21 protein-coding genes are annotated in these 17,924 nt (G+C 70.8%); 11 read left to right on the forward strand and 10 right to left on the reverse strand.

Annotated features, from left to right (window positions below):
• The first annotated feature begins 5 nt into the window (after positions 1-5).
• Positions 6-929, forward strand: coding sequence for a formimidoylglutamase (gene hutG, locus ACFC06_RS06030; RefSeq protein ID WP_375928346.1), 924 nt, complete (start codon positions 6-8; stop codon positions 927-929).
• Here the strand turns inward: hutG and ACFC06_RS06035 are convergent.
• Genes ACFC06_RS06035 through ACFC06_RS06045 form a run of 3 tightly spaced genes read right to left on the reverse strand, consistent with a single transcriptional unit; the run spans position 920 to position 2,980 of the window.
• The gene (locus ACFC06_RS06035; RefSeq protein ID WP_375928348.1) at positions 920-2,203 is read right to left on the reverse strand and encodes an SLC13 family permease; all 1,284 of its coding nucleotides are present in this window, start codon (positions 2,201-2,203) and stop codon (positions 920-922) included. The genes hutG and ACFC06_RS06035 overlap by 10 nt on opposite strands.
• A 13-nt stretch (positions 2,204-2,216) precedes the next feature.
• Positions 2,217-2,675 (reverse strand): CBS domain-containing protein, encoded by a 459-nt coding sequence (locus tag ACFC06_RS06040; RefSeq protein ID WP_375928349.1) that lies wholly within the window; start codon positions 2,673-2,675, stop codon positions 2,217-2,219.
• Between the two features lie 29 nt (positions 2,676-2,704).
• Positions 2,705-2,980 carry a hypothetical protein gene (locus ACFC06_RS06045; protein WP_375928351.1) on the reverse strand — a complete coding sequence of 92 codons (276 nt, stop codon included), beginning with the start codon at positions 2,978-2,980 and terminating at the stop codon, positions 2,705-2,707.
• Between the two features lie 176 nt (positions 2,981-3,156).
• On the opposite strand from ACFC06_RS06045, the gene ACFC06_RS06050 reads away from it, so the two are divergent.
• Positions 3,157-4,176, forward strand: a complete 1,020-nt coding sequence (locus ACFC06_RS06050) for a histidine kinase (RefSeq protein WP_375928353.1) — start codon at positions 3,157-3,159, stop codon at positions 4,174-4,176.
• On the forward strand, positions 4,173-4,826 hold the full coding sequence (locus ACFC06_RS06055) for a response regulator (RefSeq protein ID WP_375928355.1): 654 nt from the start codon (positions 4,173-4,175) through the stop codon (positions 4,824-4,826). Before ACFC06_RS06050 ends, ACFC06_RS06055 begins: the two co-directional genes overlap by 4 nt.
• A 50-nt stretch (positions 4,827-4,876) precedes the next feature.
• Here ACFC06_RS06055 and ACFC06_RS06060 read toward each other — a convergent pair whose 3' ends face one another.
• The 3 genes from ACFC06_RS06060 to ACFC06_RS06070 are packed head-to-tail and all read right to left on the reverse strand — an operon-like array spanning position 4,877 to position 7,103.
• Positions 4,877-6,070, reverse strand: coding sequence for a cation:proton antiporter (locus ACFC06_RS06060; RefSeq protein ID WP_375928357.1), 1,194 nt, complete (start codon positions 6,068-6,070; stop codon positions 4,877-4,879).
• A gap of 10 nt (positions 6,071-6,080) precedes the next feature.
• Entirely contained in the window at positions 6,081-6,563 is a 483-nt protein-coding gene (locus tag ACFC06_RS06065; protein ID WP_278264464.1) for a cation:proton antiporter regulatory subunit, read from the reverse strand.
• A gap of 60 nt (positions 6,564-6,623) precedes the next feature.
• Positions 6,624-7,103, reverse strand: coding sequence for a cation:proton antiporter regulatory subunit (locus ACFC06_RS06070; protein ID WP_375928359.1), 480 nt, complete (start codon positions 7,101-7,103; stop codon positions 6,624-6,626).
• A gap of 142 nt (positions 7,104-7,245) precedes the next feature.
• On the opposite strand from ACFC06_RS06070, the gene ACFC06_RS06075 reads away from it, so the two are divergent.
• Both ACFC06_RS06075 and ACFC06_RS06080 read left to right on the forward strand, forming a co-directional pair.
• Positions 7,246-8,484: a SulP family inorganic anion transporter gene (locus ACFC06_RS06075; RefSeq protein ID WP_375928361.1), complete on the forward strand. Its 1,239-nt coding sequence runs from the start codon at positions 7,246-7,248 to the stop codon at positions 8,482-8,484.
• 103 nt (positions 8,485-8,587) lie between these two features.
• Positions 8,588-8,923, forward strand: a complete 336-nt coding sequence (locus ACFC06_RS06080) for an STAS domain-containing protein (RefSeq protein ID WP_375928363.1) — start codon at positions 8,588-8,590, stop codon at positions 8,921-8,923.
• Between the two features lie 63 nt (positions 8,924-8,986).
• On the opposite strand, the gene ACFC06_RS06085 is transcribed toward ACFC06_RS06080, so the two are convergent.
• The gene (locus ACFC06_RS06085) at positions 8,987-10,024 is read right to left on the reverse strand and encodes an LLM class F420-dependent oxidoreductase (protein ID WP_375928365.1); all 1,038 of its coding nucleotides are present in this window, start codon (positions 10,022-10,024) and stop codon (positions 8,987-8,989) included.
• A 151-nt stretch (positions 10,025-10,175) separates the two neighbouring features.
• Here ACFC06_RS06085 and ACFC06_RS06090 point away from each other — a divergent pair, with 151 nt between their 5' ends.
• Entirely contained in the window at positions 10,176-10,835 is a 660-nt protein-coding gene (locus ACFC06_RS06090) for a cyclodeaminase/cyclohydrolase family protein (protein ID WP_375928366.1), read from the forward strand.
• A gap of 2 nt (positions 10,836-10,837) precedes the next feature.
• Here the strand turns inward: ACFC06_RS06090 and ACFC06_RS06095 are convergent, their stop codons facing one another.
• Positions 10,838-11,728: an NADP-dependent oxidoreductase gene (locus tag ACFC06_RS06095; RefSeq protein WP_375928368.1), complete on the reverse strand. Its 891-nt coding sequence runs from the start codon at positions 11,726-11,728 to the stop codon at positions 10,838-10,840.
• Positions 11,729-11,794: 66 nt separating this feature from the next.
• Between ACFC06_RS06095 and ACFC06_RS06100 the strand changes: the two genes are divergently transcribed.
• The 3 genes from ACFC06_RS06100 (at position 11,795) to ACFC06_RS06110 (ending at position 14,190) form a co-directional block, all read left to right on the forward strand.
• Positions 11,795-12,220: a winged helix-turn-helix transcriptional regulator gene (locus ACFC06_RS06100; protein ID WP_375928370.1), complete on the forward strand. Its 426-nt coding sequence runs from the start codon at positions 11,795-11,797 to the stop codon at positions 12,218-12,220.
• A gap of 162 nt (positions 12,221-12,382) precedes the next feature.
• Complete coding sequence (locus ACFC06_RS06105; RefSeq protein ID WP_375928372.1) at positions 12,383-13,135, forward strand: L,D-transpeptidase family protein; 753 nt, start codon at positions 12,383-12,385, stop codon at positions 13,133-13,135.
• 110 nt (positions 13,136-13,245) lie between these two features.
• Positions 13,246-14,190 carry a hypothetical protein gene (locus ACFC06_RS06110; protein ID WP_375928373.1) on the forward strand — a complete coding sequence of 315 codons (945 nt, stop codon included), beginning with the start codon at positions 13,246-13,248 and terminating at the stop codon, positions 14,188-14,190.
• Between the two features lie 16 nt (positions 14,191-14,206).
• On the opposite strand, the gene ACFC06_RS06115 is transcribed toward ACFC06_RS06110, so the two are convergent.
• Positions 14,207-15,058 (reverse strand): bifunctional 5,10-methylenetetrahydrofolate dehydrogenase/5,10-methenyltetrahydrofolate cyclohydrolase, encoded by an 852-nt coding sequence (locus tag ACFC06_RS06115; protein ID WP_375928375.1) that lies wholly within the window; start codon positions 15,056-15,058, stop codon positions 14,207-14,209.
• 169 nt (positions 15,059-15,227) lie between these two features.
• Here ACFC06_RS06115 and ACFC06_RS06120 point away from each other — a divergent pair, with 169 nt between their 5' ends.
• Positions 15,228-16,100 carry a YdcF family protein gene (locus ACFC06_RS06120; RefSeq protein WP_375928377.1) on the forward strand — a complete coding sequence of 291 codons (873 nt, stop codon included), beginning with the start codon at positions 15,228-15,230 and terminating at the stop codon, positions 16,098-16,100.
• A gap of 41 nt (positions 16,101-16,141) precedes the next feature.
• Entirely contained in the window at positions 16,142-16,945 is an 804-nt protein-coding gene (locus ACFC06_RS06125; RefSeq protein WP_375928379.1) for a putative protein N(5)-glutamine methyltransferase, read from the forward strand.
• A 126-nt stretch (positions 16,946-17,071) separates the two neighbouring features.
• On the opposite strand, the gene ACFC06_RS06130 is transcribed toward ACFC06_RS06125, so the two are convergent.
• Entirely contained in the window at positions 17,072-17,899 is an 828-nt protein-coding gene (locus tag ACFC06_RS06130) for an SDR family NAD(P)-dependent oxidoreductase (RefSeq protein ID WP_375928381.1), read from the reverse strand.
• Positions 17,900-17,924 lie beyond the last annotated feature (25 nt).

A 17,924-nucleotide genomic window follows, 5' to 3' on the forward strand; every position in this document is an offset into this window, starting at 1 on the left:
GTCCCGTGATTCCCGACGACGCCTGGACCGGCCGTATCGACGGCACCGACCCCGACCAGTTGCGCTGGCACCAGGTGGTCACCCCGTACACGCCCGGTGGCGAGCCCGGCGCCTGTGTCTTCGTCGGCTTCGCCAGTGACGAAGGGGTACGCCGCAACAAGGGCCGGCCCGGCGCGGTCCACGGACCGGACGCGTTGCGCAGGGCCCTGGCGCCGATGGCGCTACCCACTCCCCTGCGCGCCGCCGACGCGGGCACGATCGCGGTGACCGACGGGCTGGAGGACGCGCAGCAACGGCTGGGAGCCACGGTGTCGGCGCTGCTGGACGCCCGGGAGTTCCCGGTGGTGCTGGGCGGCGGACACGAGGTCGCCGTGGGTACCTACCTCGGCCTCGCCGGTTCCGCCCGGCGCACCCCCGGCGCGATCGCCGGAATCCTCAACCTGGACGCGCATTTCGACCTGCGCCCGGACCCGGTCGCCAGTTCCGGCACCCCGTTCCGGCAGATCCTCGAGACCGATGCCGACGTGCGCTACGCCGTGCTCGGCATCAGCCAGCCGAGCAATACCGCCGCCCTGTTCACCACCGCCGACCGCTTCGGCGCGCGCTACCTCCTCGACGACGACTGCACCGACCCCGCCCGGGTCGCCTCGTTCGTCGCGGAGTTCCTGGCCGGGATCGACCTGCTGTATCTCACCGTCGATCTCGATGTCCTGCCCGCCGCCGTCGCGCCGGGTGTGAGCGCCCCGGCCGCGTTCGGTGTCGCGCTGTCCACCATCGAGGCGGTGTGCGATCAGGTGAGCGCGAGCGGCCTGCTGGCGGTGGCCGACATCGCCGAGCTCAACCCCGGCCTCGATATCGACGCCCGCACCGCCCGCACCGCCGCCCGCCTGGCGCACCGCCTGGTCACCCGGCACGTACCTCAGAAATAGCGGACCCACACGTAGATCCACGCGATCGTGCTGCTGAGCAGGGTGACCAGGGCGCCGTACTTGGTGAACTGCCAGAAGGTGATCTTCTGACCCGCCCGCGCCGCGATCCCGAGGGCCACCACATTGGCGCTGGCCGCCACCGCGGTGCCGTTGCCGCCGAAGTCGGCGCCGAGGGCGAAGGCCCACCACAGCGACTGCCCGGTCTCCGGGTCCGGAGCCCCCGCGACCAGGTCCTCCACCACCGGCGCCATGGTCGCGGTGTAGGGGATGTTGTCGACGAAGGCGCCCAGCAGGGCCGAGCCGAAGACCAGCGCGGTCGCGGCGGCGAAGAAGTTGTCGCCCACCAGGTCGGTCGCGGCATTGCCGATCGCGGCGATCACCCCGGTGTGCACGAGACCGGCGACCATCACGAACAGACCCATGAAGAAGACCAGCGTCGGCCACTCCACCTCCTGCAGGATGTCACCGAGATCCAGGCGCGAGACCAGCACCATCACGCCCGCGCCGACCAGCGCGATCACCGACGGCGCCACATGGACGACGCTGTGCAGGCAGAAGCCGATCACCACGCCGGTCAGCACGATCAGCGAGCGCACCAGCAGCTTCGGGTCGCGGATGGCGCGCCGCTCCTGCAGGGCCATCACCGCCTCGACCGAGCCGGGATCGGTGCTCAGCGCCGAGCGGAACAGCACCCGGGTCAGCGCGACGAACAGCACGAAGGTGATCACCACGATCGGTGTCATGTGCACCAGGAAGTCGTTGAAGGTCAGGCCGGCGCGGCTGGCGATGATGATGTTGGGCGGGTCGCCGATCAGGGTGGCGGCGCCGCCGATATTGGCGGCCAGCACCTCGGCGATGATGAACGGCTGCGCGGCGATGCCGAGCCTGCGGCACACCACCAGCGTCACCGGGGCCACCAGCATGATGATGGTGACATTGTCGAGGAAGGGCGAGGCGATCGCGGTGATGAGCATGAGCATCACCATCAGCCGGTACGGATTGCCCCTGGAGCGTTTGGCCGACCAGATGGCCAGATAGTCGAACAGGCCGGTCTGTTTGATGACGCCGACGATGATCATCATCCCGAGCAGCAGGAAGATGACGTTCCAGTCGATGCCCTCGTGCGGTGAGAAGAACACTTCTTCGCCGGGGATCAGACCCAGCACGGCCATCAGGCCCGCGGCGATCAGGACGGTCTTGACCTTGTCGGCTTTCTCCGTGGCGATGAAGAAGAAGGCCACCACGAAGATCAGCACGGCGAGGGCTGCGGCCATCGGCCCGGACCCCTCAGTCGCCGGGGCCGACGACGGCCAGGCTCGTCAGCAGCCGTTCCAGGGTGATCGCGCCGCGCAGGGTGCGCGAACGGTCGACCACGGCGATGAGCGGACTGTGCTTGCGCGCCATCAGGATCGCGATCTCGAGCAGGGTCGCGTCGGGGGTGACGGTGGCCGGTTTGACCGCGCCGTCGGGCAGGCAGTCACCGACGGTCAGGCTGCCGGGTTCCTGCCAGAACAGGTCGGCGTGCACCTCGTCGATAGTGCGTACCAGGGTCGGGTCGTCGTGATAGGAGGCCGGGATCGCCAGGCGCAGCACCTGGGTTCCCGGCAGCACCGCGACCGGGCGGTCCGCCTCGTCGACGACGATCAGGCCCGGCAACCGGTTGACCACCATCAACCGCACCGCCCGCGCGACCGGGTCGGAGGTGCGGACGGTCGGCAGGTTCATCGCGATATCGCGTGCGCGCATGGCGTGGCTCCGTGGGGATTCGACAGTGCTCAAGGGTGGGCTCGCTTCCCGGTCAGCAGGTCCAGCCGCTGCTCGAGGCGGGCGAGCCGGTCGCCGAGCGGGCTCGAGTGCATGAGCTCGGCGACCTGGTCGGCCTCGTCGGGCTCCAAGGCGATGTCGACCGTGGGTTCGTCACTGCCCGCCGTGTAGCCGAGCAGCCGACGCGCGCCGGCCGACTCGGTGAGCAGGGCGAATCGGGCGCCACCACGGGTGCGGAAGCTGTGCAGCACGCCAGCCCCTGGGATCGTCGTCCGGTCGATGTCCATCCCCAGCGGTCCTTCCTGGCACGGTCGATTGCGTCTGCATCGAGTCTCGATCGGCGCGCGCGGACCCACCATCGGCCCTGACACCCATTTGTGCGCGGGGCGCGAGCCCGGATCGGCGGTGGTGATGGGTGTGGCGCCCCATGGACAGAAAGGAGTGGCGCCAGCATGCTGGTGGCATGAACCGTCTCGCAGCGCTGCGAGCAGGACGTGAGCAGCGAATCAGCACGCCGGTGACGGCGTTGTTCTGGCGCATCTGCCTGCTCAACGGCGTCATCTTCACTCTCGGCACGCTGGTCCTGGCGTTCTCGCCCGCCACCGTCTCGGCCCGGCTGCGGCTGACCGAGGTCCCGGTGCTCGTCATCGGGCTGGCGGTGATCCTCACCGCCAACGCCGTCGCGTTGCGCACCAGCCTGGCCCCGCTCAACGAGCTGGTCGCCTCCATGCGCCGGGTCGATCCGCCGCGCCGCGCGGCCCGCGTCGACCGGCCCGCCAGCGGCGATTTCCATCAGCTCATCGAGACCTTCAACGCCATGCTCGACCGGCTCGAATCGGAGCGCTCGGTGGCCGGTGGCACCGCGCTGGCCGCGCAGGAGGGCGAGCGCAGGCGTATCGCCCGGGAACTACACGACGAGATCGGCCAGAGCCTGACGGTGGCGCTGCTGCGGCTCAAACGCGTCGTCGACCGGGCGCCGACAGGTCTGCGCGAGGAGGTCGAGGCGGCCCAGGAGACCGTGCGCGGCTGCCTCGACGAGGTGCGCGGCATCGCCTCACGGCTGCGCCCCGACGTGCTCGAGGACCTCGGCCTGCCCAGCGCGATCACCGCGCTGTGCCACGAATTCACCCGGTCGGCGGGCATTTCCGTGCGCCGCGAGGTGGACCCGGCGCTGAGCAGGCTCGACCCCGACATCGAACTGGTCTGCTACCGGGTGGCGCAGGAGAGCCTGACCAATGTGCTGCGCCACGCGGGCGCCGACGAAGTGACCCTGGTGATCGAACCCCGAGAGGACTGCGTGATCCTGCAGGTGACCGACAACGGACGCGGCGGCGCCGTCGAGGACGGCGCGGGCATCCGCGGCATGCGCGAGCGCGCCATGCTCATCGACGCCACCCTGACCATCACCTCCCCGGCCACCGGCGGCACCGCGGTGGAACTGGTCATCCCGGTGGCCGCGCGCCGCGAGGGGGTGCCCGCGTGAACACCCCCACCCGCATCCTGCTGGCCGACGACCACGCGCTGGTGCGCAGCGGCCTGCGGATGATCCTGGACAACGAGCCGGACCTGCTCGTCGTCGCCGAGGCCGCCAACGGGTTCGACGCGGTCACCGCCCTGGCCGACGACGAGATCGACCTGGTCATCCTCGATATCGCCATGCCGAGGATGACCGGCATCCAGGCCGCGCGTGAGATCACCAGGACCCACCAGTCGGTGCGCATCCTGATGCTGTCGATGTACGACAACGAGCAGTACTTCTTCGAATCGCTGAAGGCGGGCGCCTCCGGCTACGTGCTCAAGTCGGTGGCCGACCGCGACCTCATCGAGGCCTGCCGGGCGACGATGCGCGGTGAGTCGTTCCTCTATCCCGGCGCCGTCACCGCGCTGGTGCGCGACTATCTGCACCTGGCCCGCCAGGGCTCCACGCTGCCCGAGACCATCCTGACCCCGCGCGAGGAGGAGGTGCTCAAGCTGATCGCCGAGGGCTACTCCGCGCGCGAGATCGCCGGGGAACTGGTGATCAGCGTCAAGACCGTGGACCGGCACCGGGCCAACATCCTGCAGAAACTGGGCCTGCGCGACCGGCTCGACCTGACCCGCTACGCCATCCGCGCCGGATTGATCGAGCCGTGAGAACGCCGAAAGCCCCCGCAGCGACGCGCTGCGGGGGCCACGAACGGGTCTCACTCGGAGACGGGGTCCACCTGCACGGCCTGCTTGCGGCCGACGATCAGGCGCATGACCGGTTCCACCACGCGCGCGCCGATCGGGCCGATGACCGCCATCAGCAGCACGTAGGTGGTGGCCAGCGCGGCGAATTCGTCGGGCACCGCGCCCGCGGCCACCGCCAGACCGGCGATGACGATCGAGAACTCACCGCGCGCCACCAGGGCGGTACCGGCCCTGGCCCGGCCCAGCTGCGAGGCACCGGCGCGTTTGGCCGCCCACCAGCCGGTGGCGATCTTGGTCGCGGTGGTGACCACGGCCAGCAGGATCGCCCAGCCCAGCACCGGCGGGATGCTCGCCGGATCGGTGCTCAGGCCGAACAGCACGAAGAACATCGCCGCGAACAGGTCGCGCAGCGGTTCGAGGATCTTGGTCGCGTCGTGCGCGGTCGAATCCGAGATCGCGATACCGAGCAGGAAGGCACCGACCGCCGCGGAGACCTGCACCGCCGAGGCGATGCCCGCCACCAGCAGCGCCGAACCGAGCAGTTTGAGCAGGAAGATCTCGCGGTCCTCGCTGGCCACGATCGCCGAGACGTACTTGCCGTAGCGCAGCGCCACCACGAGCACCACGGTCACCGCGACCAGCGCGATCCCCACGGTGGTGAGCCCGGCCACGAAGCCGACACCGGCGAGCACGGCGGTGAGCACCGGCAGGTACACCGCCATCGCCAGATCCTCGAACACCAGGATCGACAGGATGGTCGGCGTCTCGCGGTTGCCCAGGCGGCCCAGGTCGTTGAGCACCTTGGCGACGATGCCGGAGGAGGAGATGTAGGTGACACCGGCCATGGCGATCGCGCCGGTCGGCCCGAGGCCGAGCATGAGCGCCACGATCACGCCGGGTGTCGCGTTGAGCACCAGGTCGAGCAGGCCCGCGGGCCAGGATTTGCGCATCCCGGTGACGAGTTCACCGGCGGTGTATTCCAGGCCGAGCAGCAACAGCAGCAGGACCACACCGATCTCGCTGGCCAGGTGGATGAAGTCCTCCACCTCGTGCAGCTCGATGAGTCCGCCGGTGCCGAAGACCAGGCCACCGATCAGATAGAGCGGAATGGGTGAGAGGCCGATACGCGCCGCGATCCGGCCCAGCACACCCAATCCGAAGAACACTGCCCCCAGCTGGATCAATGCCAGCGTTGTTCCACTCATCTGCACGGGCTCAGCCGCCGGAGAGGATCGAAGCGGCGGCGTCCAGCCCGGCATTGGTTCCCACGACGACGACCACGTCGCCCCCGGCGAACCCGAATTCCGGTCCCGGCGAGGCGATGACCTGCCCCGCGCGCAGGACCGCGACGATCGAGGCGCGGGTCCGTGTCCGCATCTCGGTGTCACCCAGGCGCTTGCCCGCGAACGGCGAGTTCGGCGGGACCGGCAGCGAGCGGGTGCTCACGCCGTCGAGTTCACGGTGCTCCTCGCGCAGCTGCGCGACGAGCTGCGGCGCGCCCAGCAGGCTCGCCAGCGTCCGGGCTTCGGTATCCGACAGCGGGATCTGCACTGTCGTGTCCGCGTCTCCGACCTTGGTGAAGATCAGGTCGGTTCCGCCGTCGCGGTGGTCGACCACCCCGATGCGGCGGTCCACCTTCGTCAGCGAAAATTCTTTCCGCACACCGATTCCCGGCAGGGAAGTCACATCTACATTCATTCGATCACCTAACCTCAGCTAGGCGATACCTTACCTTCTCTTTACTATCGTCGCCGACAGTCAGCCCTGGTCGAGCAGCCGGGCGGCCGCTTCCAGGCCCGCTTCGGTGCCCACGACGACCACCAGATCACCGGCGATGAAGGTGAAATCGGTTCCCGGCGAAGGGGTCACCTCACCGGCGCGGACCACCGCGACGACCGAGGCCTTGGTGCGCGTGCGCATCTCGGTGTCGCGCAACGGGCGACCGTCGAACGGGCTGCCCCGGTCGATGGCGAACTGGCGGGTGGACAGTTCACCGACCACGGGCAGCGTCGGCGTCTTCTGCACCACCTGGGGCGCGCCGAGCAGTCCGGCCAGTACCCCGATCTCGGTGACCGACAACGGAATCGAGGTGGTGGTGTCGTAGTCGCCGGGCCGCGAGACGACCAGGTCCACCGACCCGTCGCGGTGCTCGATCACGCCGATCCGGCGACGAGCCTCCGCCAGCGGAAAGTCCTTGCATACGCCGATCCCCGGTAAAGGCGTCACATCGATGTTCACGCCCACACAGTACGACTAGTCCGAGACGGCCGGGGGCCCACCCCGCATACCCGTTCCGACCGGTCGGAAGGGCGACCTCAGCCATGGTTAAGGTTATCGGCTGCCGGACCGGCCGGCCGCAACACCAGAAACGGAGCACGACATGGGCGCCTCCCCTTCCCGGTGGGACGGGCCGGTCCTCACCGCGCTGCGCACGCCACGGCAGCTGCGCACCGAAGTGCTCGGTGGGCTCGTCGTCGCGCTGGCCCTGATCCCCGAGGCGATCTCGTTCTCGATCATCGCCGGGGTGGATCCGCGGGTGGGTCTGTTCGCCTCGTTCACCATGGCGGTGACGATCGCGTTCACCGGTGGCAGGCCCGCCATGATCTCCGCGGCGACCGGCGCGGTGGCGCTGGTGATCGCGCCGGTGGCCCGCGAGCACGGCATCGACTACCTGGTCGCCACGGTGCTGCTGGCCGGGCTGATCCAGGTGGTGCTGAGCGTGGCCGGGGTGGCGCGGCTGCTGCGCTTCATCCGGCCCAGCGTGATGGCCGGGTTCGTGAACGCGCTGGCCATCCTCATCTTCCTGGGGCAGCTGCCGCATCTGATCGGGGTGCCGTGGCTGGTGTATCCGATGGTCGCGGTCGCGCTGGTGGCGCTGGTGGGACTGCCCAAGCTCACGACCGCGGTACCCGCGCCGCTGGTGGTGATCATCGTGCTGACCGCGGTGACCATGGTGTTCTCGCTGCGGGTGCCCGATGTGGGCGACGAGGGCGCGCTGCCGACCGGCCTGCCGGCGCTCGGGCTGCCCGCGGTGCCGTGGAATCTCGAGACGCTGTGGATCATCGCGCCGTTCGCGCTGGCCATGGCGCTGGTGGGGCTGCTCGAATCGCTGATGACGGCCACGCTCGTCGACGAGGTGACCGGCACCCGCTCCGACAAGACCCGCGAGGGCTGGGGCCAGGGCCTGGCCAATCTCGTGACCGGGTTCTTCGGCGGCATGGGCGGCTGCGCCATGATCGGCCAGACCATGGTCAATGTGAAGATCTCCGGGGCACGCACCCGGATCTCCACGCTGCTGGCCGGGGTGTTCCTGCTCGCGCTGGTGGTCGGGCTCGGCGGGCTGGTGGCCCGCATCCCGATGGCGGCACTGGCGGCAGTGATGGTGGTGGTCGCGGCGGGCACCGTCGACTGGGGATCGCTGGCCCCGAAGACCGTGCGGCGGGTACCGGTGACCGAGACCGCGGCGATGCTGGTGACGGTGGCCGTCACGGTCTCGACCCACAATCTCGCCTACGGCATGGTGGCCGGGGTGCTGTTCGCGACAGCCGCCGATCGCCTGCGCCCCCGCCGCCGTGACGAGCCCGCGCGCCCGCCCGATCCGGTCGGCGCGCGGCCGTGATCGCGGCGGCGGCGCGGGCGCGGGCTTGCGTATTCGGGCGAACTTGTGTGTTGTTGGAGTTGTGACCAACTCATCCGGAGACGCGTATCCCCTCACGGACACGATGACCACCACCACGGCGGTACACGACGGCGTCACGGTCCTCACCGTGACCGGCGAGGTCGATCTGGCCACCGCGCCCGCGCTGGACGCCACCATCGAGGCCATCCTCGCGGACAAACCGGCGACGCTGGTGATCGACCTGACCGCGGTCGGGTTCCTGGCCTCGGCCGGGATGGCGACCCTGGTCGCCGCGCATCAGCGGGCGGGTGAGACCACCTCGATCGCGGTGGTCGCCGACGGGCCGGCCACCAGCCGTCAGCTGAAGATGACCAGCCTGGACCAGGTCTTCGCCATGCACACCACCCTGGCCGCCGCGCTGGCCTCGTTCACGTCCTGAACAACGACGACGCGCCGCCGTCCGGAGTTCCGGACGGCGGCGCGTCGTCGTGCGCGCGGTGGGTCAGCAGAGGCCGCGCAGCTGCTCGATCAGCTTGACCCGGCCCGGGGCGTCCTCGGCCAGCGGCACGACGTTGAGCGTGGTGACGCCCGCCTCGGCCATGGCCGCGACGCGCTCCTTGACGAAGCTCTCGGTACCGATCAGCGACACGTCGCGGACCAGGTCGTCGGGCACGGCCTGCGCGGCGGCCTGCTTGTCGCCGGCCAGGTACAGCTCCTGGATGCGGTCGGCGGCGGCGCCGTAGCCGTACTTGGTGGCCAGGGTGTGGTAGAAGTTCTTGCCCTTGGCGCCCATGCCGCCGATGTAGAGGGCCAGGTGCGGCTTGACGAATTCCAGCAGCGGCGTGACGTTCTCGCCGATCGCCAGCGGCGGGCCCGCGAAGATGTCCAGCGCGCCGAGCGCCGGGTCACGCTTGGCCTTGCCCGCGGCCAGCGCGTCGCCCCAGACGTCGTTCGCCTTCTCCGGCAGGAAGAAGATGGGCTGCCACCCGTTGGCGACCTCGGCGGCCAGTTCCACGTTCTTCGGGCCGAGGGCGGCCAGCAGCACCGGGATGTCCTCGCGCACCGGGCGATTGATCAGCTTGAGCTCTTTGCCCAGGCCGGTGCCACGCTCGGCGGGCAGCGGGATCTGGTAGTACTTGCCCTGGTAGTTGAGCTTCTCGCGCCGCCAGACCTTGCGGCAGATCTCCACCAGCTCGCGGGTGCGCCCGATCGGGGCGTCGTAGGGCACACCGTGGAAGCCCTCGATCACCTGCGGGCCGGAGGCGCCGATGCCCAGGATGAAACGGCCGTCGGAGACGAAGTCCAGGCCCGCGGCGGTCATCGCGGTCAGGCTCGGGGTGCGGGTGTAGAGCTGCAGGATGCCCGAGGCCAGCTGCACGCGTTCGGTGCGAGCGGCCAGGTAACCCAGGGCGCTCACCGCGTCGAACGAGTACGCCTCGGGCACGAAGACGATGTCGAGACCGGCGCGTTCCAGGTCCGCGACCTCGGCCGCCACCTCCTTGAAACCGCCCGAGTAGTTGATGCTCAATCCGATGCGCATGACACCCAACATAGCCCCGGGCACCCGACGGACCCCGACCGGTCGGTCTGTCGGCACAGGTGCTGGTCGGGCGGGGTTCCCGGGCGGGCACCCGGTAGCGTTGACAACGATCACCGTCGCAGTTCTCGCCGCATCGAAAGGCCACCCCGTCGTGTCGCAGCCCACCGTCTCGCCGCAGCAGCTCGCCCCCTCCTTCGGTGCGGTGAACATCGAGCAGTATCTGTCGGATCTGGCCGCGAAGGTGCCCGCCCCCGGCGGTGGCGCGGTGGCCGCGCTGCACGCCGCCCAGGCCGCGGCGCTGGTGGCGATGGTGGCGCGCTACACCACTCGGGCCAAGGACGCCGAGCACAAGCCGGTCGTGGAGCGGATCATCGAGGCCGCCGACGCCGCCCGCGCCCGCGCGCTGGCCCTGGCCGACGCCGACGCCGCCGCGTTCACCGCGGTCGGTGCCTCCTACAAGCTGCCCAAGGACTCCGAGGCCGAGCAGGCCGCGCGCACCGCCGCGATCGAGGCCGCGCTGGTGGAGGCCGCCCGGGTGCCCGCCGCGGTCGTCGACGAGGCCGACGAGATCCTGTCGCTGGCCGCCGAACTGCTCCCGATCGGCAACCCGAACGTGGTCACCGACATCGGTGCCGCCGCCGACGCCGCCCGCTCCGCCGCGCTGAGCTCGCAGCTCAATATCGAGATCAATGTCGCCTCGCTGCCCGCCGCCCTCGGCGATTCCTTCGCCGCCGCTCTGCTGCGCGTGGACACCATCGCCGCGCGCGCCGACGCCCTGCACGGCGACGTGCTGCGTGCCGTGCGCGGCTGAGTTCACTCCGCGGTGAGCACGATCTTGCCGCGAACCCCACCGAGTTCGCCGCGCCGATGCGCCGCGGCGAGCTCGGTGATCGGCAGGATCGCGGCGAGGTGCACCGTCAGCTCACCCCCGCCCACAGCGGCGGCGAGGTCGTCCAGCGCGGCGGTCGACGGCTCGACGAAGAACCGTTCGACGCGGGAATCCCGGTGTGCCACCGGCCCTTCCAGGGCGATCACGCGGCCGTCCGGGCCGAGTACCCGCAGTGACCGCTCGGTGTGGTCGTCACCGATGGTCTCCAGCACCAGGTCGACCTCACCCACCGCCGTGGTGAAATCCACGGCGCGGTAATCGATCACATCCTCGGCACCGAGATCGCGCAGGTACCCGTGGTGTTCGGGTCGCGCGGTACCGACGACCCGCGCGCCCCGGCGTACGGCGATCTGCACGGCCAGGTGGCCCACTCCCCCGGCGGCGGCGTGCACCAGCACCCGCGTACCGGGCTGCACCGCGGCCAGCGCCTGCCACGCGGTCAGCCCGGCCACCGGCAGCGCCGCGGCCGTCACCGGGTCGAGCCCGGCGGGGACCGCGGCCAGCCGATCCTGGTGTGCCACCACGTATTCGGCATTGGCGCCACCGAAGACCATGCCGAACACCGTCTCCCCGACCGCGAACCGGGCCGCGCCCGCGCCGCGTGCGACGACCACCCCGGACACATCGAGCCCGAGGACCAGCGGTGGCGCGCCGAGCTTGTCGTTGCGGCCGCTGCGCACCTTGCGGTCGGCCGCGTTCACACTCGTGGCCACCACCCGCAGCAGCACCTCCCCCGGACCCGGCTCCGGTCGCGGCGCCTCCTCCCGCTCGAACACCTCGGGACCGCCGAACACCGTCTGCACCATCTGCCACATGTGATCGAGTCTGCGGGGTGCGGTCTCCTTCGGGAAGTAGGCACCTTTCGGATACCGTGGTACCTCATGGATACCACCGAGCGGGCGAGTTCCGTCGAGGCGTTCCTGCGCGACTGCCCCGCCCGGCAACTGCTCGGCGTGCTCGCCGACAAATGGGTGCTGCTGGTACTGGGCACCCTGCGCGCGGCCGAGGGTCCGGTGCGGTTCAACGAGCTGCGCAGGCGCCTGGACGGGATCACCCAGAAGATGCTCACCAAGACGCTGCGCGATCTCGAACGCGACGGGCTGGTGCGCCGCGCGGTGTATCCCACCGTGCCGCCCCGGGTCGAGTACTCGATCACCCCGCTGGGCGCGGATCTGGGCGGGATCAGCGCGCAGATGGGCGCCTGGGTGGTGCGCCACCACGACGAGATCGCCGCCGCCAGAGCCGAATTCGACGCCGCGCTGGCCGTCGAGCCCACGCCGCTGCCCCGGCCGGGTCGCGCGCACTGAGCTCCGGTCTCGAACCGGGAACGATTTTTCGAGTGCCTCACCAGCACGAACACAAGACGACACTCCGGCGGGCCGGGCGGCCGTTATCACTTCGATAGGTCGAGTTGATCATGGCGGCCTAGACTTGGTGTCCGCCTACGAGTGAGTGAAGGGGTGGCGTTTATGAGGAGCGCACTTCGTTTCCTGTTCGTCCCGATCATGGCGGCACTACTGGCCGTGTTCTGGTCCGGAGCCGCGTCCGCGGCCGTCGTCGCCGACACACCGGACGCCCGGCTCACCGGGATATCCCCCGCCGCCGGGCAGGTCGTCGGCATCGCCGCCCCGGTGACGTTCTCCTTCGCCGCCCCCGTCACCGATCGGGCGGGCGCCGAGCGCGCCGCCTCGGTCCGCGCGGGCGAGGCACTGCCGGGCACCTTCGCCTGGCTCGACGACACCCACCTGCAGTGGACCGCCGCGGGCACGCTGCCCGCGAGCTCACCGATCTCGGTCGGATTCGGTACCCAGCGCACCGAATTCCAGACCAACGGCGGGGTCTACGCCGAGGCGAACATGTCGGCGCACACCTTCACCGTGAGCATCGGCGGCCAGGTGGTGCGGACGATGCCCGCCTCGATGGGCAAGCCCGGTTTCGAGACGCCGACCGGCACCTTCCCGGTGCTGGAGAAGTTCCGCTCGCTGGTCTTCGACTCGCGCACCATCGGCATCCCGCTGGACTCGCCCGAGGGCTACATCATCGACGGCGAATGGGCCGTGCGGCTCACCTGGGGCGGGGTGTTCGTGCACTCGGCGCCGTGGTCGGTGGACTCGCAGGGCAATGCCAATGTCAGCCACGGCTGCATCAATCTCGCCCCCGACGACGCCGCCTGGTACTACGAGAACGTCGGCATCGGCGATCAGGTCTACATCCACTGGTGACGCGAATCGCTCGTGGCATTCGGCGATCCCACCGTCAGCGCAGTATCGTGCCTCGTAACGAAATCGTTGCGAGACAGACCTGACGGCGACAGCCTGATGAAGGTGGGGCGATGGATCGACCGGATGCACACAGACCGACCGGGGCTCGGCGGCCCCGTCACCGGGTCGAAGGCGGGCCGACCACCCCCGCCGGGATTCCGGTGATCCCGGTCTCGGCCGTGCTCACCGAGGACAGCTTCCCCACCGATCGGCTCCCGGTGGTCGGTGGACGCTTCGATCCCGTCGCGCGCCACGCGCTCGCCGACACCGCGTTCGCCATCGAGGAGCCCGACAACGGCCCCGACACCGACGAACTGCCGATCATCACCCCCGACACCCGCGCCCCCGAGCCCGTCGGTGCTCCCGAGCCGCTGCCCGCGCGCGCACCGTGGGAGCCGCAGGACGAGCCGGAACCCGAAAACGACCGTCCCGCACCGGATTACCTCGGCGACGACGAGGTCTTCGCCCGGATGATCGACCGCTCGCGCCGTCGCCGCATGCCGCGCTGGGCCGCCCCGCTGGCGGCCTCGATCGCCGGCGCGGTGCTGATCGGCGGGGGCTGGTTCCAGTTCAGCGGTCCCGCACCGGAATCCACCGCGTCGAGCACGCCCATCGACGAGGGTGTGCCCGCTCCCGCGGCGGGTGCCTGCCCACCCCAGCAGATCGGCAGCCAGGTGCAGGGCAACGGGCCCGGCGGGACCGAGAACGGGATCGCGGCCATCCTCGCCTTCCAGCACGCCTACTACGTGGCGCGCTCCGGTGACCAGGCACGCACCCTGGTGGCCGCGAATGCCGCGCTGCCCACCGGCTCCGAGATCCAGGCCGGCATCGACACCATTCCGGTCGGCACCACGCACTGCCTGGCGATCTCGCCCGCGGGCTCCGACGGCCGCTACCAGGTGACGATCACCGAATACCGGCCCGACGAGGTGCCGATCCGCTACAACCCGCAGCTGGTCGGCACCGCCGAGATCGGCGGCAAGACCCTGATCACCTCGATCGGGCCCGCGCGCTAGACCGGGCGAAAGCCGTTCAGGCGCGGGCCTTCTCGGCCGCGACGACCACGTGACGCATGAGCAGCGCGGTGGTCACCGGGCCGACGCCACCGGGGACCGGGCTCAGCGCGGCGGCCTTGCCCAGGACCGAGGCGGCGTCCACGTCACCGACGATGCCGCCGTCGGCGGCCTCGTTGGTGCCCACGTCGATCACGACGGCGCCCTCGGCGATGTGCTCGCCGGTGACCAGCCCGATCCGGCCCGCCGCGGCGACCACGATCTCGGCGGGCGCGGTGACGGCGGCCAGATCCGCGGTGCGCGAATGCGCCACGGTGACCGTCGTGTGCTCGGCCAGCAGCAGCTGCGCGAGCGGCTTGCCGACGATGTTGGAACGCCCGACCACGGTGACCAGCCTGCCCCGCAACGCGATGCCGTGATGCTTCAGCAGCTCCACCACCGCCTCGGAGGTGGCGGGCACGAAGCCGTCGAGGCCCGAGGCCAGCAGGCCCAGCGACAGCGGGCTCACGCCGTCGACGTCCTTGCTCGCGGCGATGGCCGAGCTCACGTCGTCGAGGGCGACACCGGCGGGCAGCGGGGTCTGCAACATGATCGCGTCGGTGGCCGGGTCGGCGCTGCGCGCGCTCAGCTCGGCGCGGATCGTCTCGGCGCTCGCGTCGGCGCCGAGATCGATGCGCTCGCAGGCGATGCCGAGGCGTTCGGCGGCCTTGCGCAGCGAGTTCACGTACCAGGCGCTGGCCGGGTCGTCGTTGGCGACGATCAGCGCCAGCGTCGGGGCGGTGCCCGCGGTCGTGAGCGCGGCGGCGCGCTCCTTCGTGTCGGCGTTGATGGCGGCGGCGAGTTCCTTGCCGGTCAGCGAAGCGGTATCCACGGTGGGTCAGCTTATCCGCCGCCGGGCGGGCACCGGACCGCCGGGCCGCGACGCGCGGAACGGCCGAGCCTCCCCGGCGCCGCGCGGGACCGCCCGTACTGTGTCGGCAGCTCTGCCGTCAGCTCTGCCAGCACGTACCGATCCGTTCGCGGGAAGGGTGTCGACTGTTGTGAAGATCTCCAGGCATTGGAAGCAGGTGGCCGCGGCCGCCGCCGTGGTGGCCGCGCTCACCACCGCCGGGGTCGGCCCGGCCGGCGCCGAGGGCGAGGCGACCGCGCTCTACAACTCGGCCCAGCAGCATTTCCTCGACGGCGACGACGCCGCGGGCCGCGCCGATCTGCGCGCCCTGATCGCCGCCGACCCGCACGACGCCGAAGCGCTGGCACTGCAGGCGATCTGGTCGCACTACGCGGGTGATCCGGCCGCGGTGGGCGAGGCGCTGGGCCGCCTGGGCGCCGTCGACGCGGGCATGGCCGCCGGCACCGACCGGGTGCTGCGCGCGGTGACCGCCGCGGTCTCCACGCTGCCCAATCCGCTGCCCGCGCTGGTGGGTCCGCAGACCGGCATCGTGGTGCTGGGCTACGGCCTGCTGCCCGACGGCGCGCTGCGCCCCGAACTGGAGAACCGGCTCACCGCGGCCTGGATCCAGGCGGTCGCCGCGCCGTTCTCGCCGGTCGTCGTCACCGGCGGCAACCCGCAGAACGGGATCTCCGAGGCCGAGGCGATGCGGCGCTGGCTGATCGGGCGCGGCCTGCCCGCCGATCGCATCCACGTGGAGGACCGGGCCGGGTCGACGGTGCAGAACGCGCTGTTCAGCACCCGGCTGCTGCGCGATCTGGGCGCGACCAGCGCCGTGGTGGTGACCTCGCCCAACCACATCCGCCGCGCGGTCGCCGATTTCATCGTGGCTGGCACGAATGTCGTGGGCGCGATGACCTCGCTCGAGCAGCTGGTCTCGCAGCTGCCGCCGCCGGCGCGCAGTGCCCAGCGCGGGATCTATCTCGACGCCACCCGCACCTTCGAACTCGACAGCTCCCGCTGAGCCACCGGTAATTCGCTTGCCCGGCACGGGACAATCTCCGCATGGGTGATTCCACGACCGGTCCGGTGATCGCGGCGCTGCGGGGTGCGGGCTGTGTGTTCGCCGAGGACGAGGCGGCCTTGCTGATCGAGGCCGCCGCCGGTGACCCGGCCCGGCTGGACGACCTCGTCGGGCAGCGGGTCGCGGGGACGCCACTCGAGTACCTGCTGGGCTGGGTCGAGTTCCGCGGGTTGCGGGTCGGGGTGCGGCCGGGGGTGTTCGTGCCGCGGCAGCGCACGGCGTTCCTGGTGGAGCAGGCCGTGCAGGGGGTCGCGGACGGGTCCGAGCAGGTCTGTGTCGTCGACCTGTGCTGCGGGTGCGGCGCGCTCGGGCTCAGTGCCACCGGCGAGCTGGCCGCGCGCGGGCACAGTGTGGAACTCGTTGCCGCCGATATCGATCCGGTCGCCGTCGCGTGCGCCCGCGCGAATCTCGCGCCGGTGAGCGCCCCGGTGTTCACCGGTGACCTGTTCGACGCGCTGCCCGCCGATCTGCGCGGGCGCGTCGATGTGCTGCTGGCGAATACGCCGTATGTCCCCAGTTCCCGGGTCGCGGATCTGCCGCCCGAGGCCCGCGAGCACGAGCCGCTGGTCGCCCTCGACGGCGGGGCCGACGGGCTCGACGTGTTCCGCCGCGTGGTCGCGGGAGCCGCCCGCTGGCTGGGACCGGGCGGGTCGGTCCTGATCGAGATCGGGAACGGGCAGATCGATGCCGCCGACGCCGCGCTGGTCGCGCACGGGCTGGTGCCCCGGATCGAACAGTCCGAGCGGTACTACGCGACGGTCGCGATCGGCACCCGGCCGATGTGATCGCGCCACCTCGCCGCATCGCGCGTGATCGGTAGCAGGGGCAGTCGATGCAACCCGGCGCCCGATGCCGGAAACGGCGCTGCCCCCGCCGATTCACGGGTCGGCGGGGGCAGCGGCACCGGATGTCTACTTGCGGCCGGTGAACTGGTCCATCGAGTGGTACACGCCCACCGCATTGAGGTAGAGGTCGCGGATCTTGATCGGCAGCAGGCCGGTCAGCGCGCGGTTCATCCGCGAGGTCCACGGCAGCACCACCAGGGCGCCACCCTTCTTCATCTCCGACCACGAGGTGTCGACCACCTCGTTCTGCTCGAGCATCGGGGTGAACAGGATGCCCTTGGCGCCGTCGAACATGCCGGTGTTGATGTAGGTCGGACAGACCGTGGTCACCTTGACGTGCGCGTGGCCCGCCTGCTCGAGCTCCAGGCGCACCGAGTCCGACCAGCCCAGCGCCGCCCATTTCGAGGCCGCGTAGACGGCCATGCGCGGGTTGGCCACCAGACCGGCCGAGGACGCGATGTTGAGGATGCGCGCCTCACCGGCACCGGCGACCATGCCGGGCAGGAACTCCAGGGCGATGTACATCGGCGCCAGCGAGTTGATCGCCATGGTCTTGTCGATGTCGGTGCGGTTCTCGGTTTCCCAGAAGTAGGTGTTGCCGCGCACGATGCCCGCGTTGTTCACCAGGATGTCGATGCCGCCGACGGCCTTGCGGACCTCTTCGGCGGTCTCGCGGATGGAGTCCTGCGAGGACACGTCCACCACGAACGGGTGCACCTTGCCGCCCTGGGCGGTGAGCTGGGCGGCGGTCTCGCGCAGGGCGATCTCGTTGACGTCCCACAGCACCACCGCGTCGGCGCCTTCGCGCACCGCGTGCTCGGCGAACAGCTTGCCCAGGCCCATGGCGGCACCGGTGACCAGCACCCGCTTGCCCGCGACCGTTTCCAACTTCATCTGGCTACCTACCCCTGCTTCTGTT

It is taken from the genome of Nocardia sp. NPDC056064, from assembly GCF_042266925.1.
In the GTDB taxonomy this organism is placed as follows: Bacteria; Actinomycetota; Actinomycetes; order Mycobacteriales; family Mycobacteriaceae; genus Nocardia.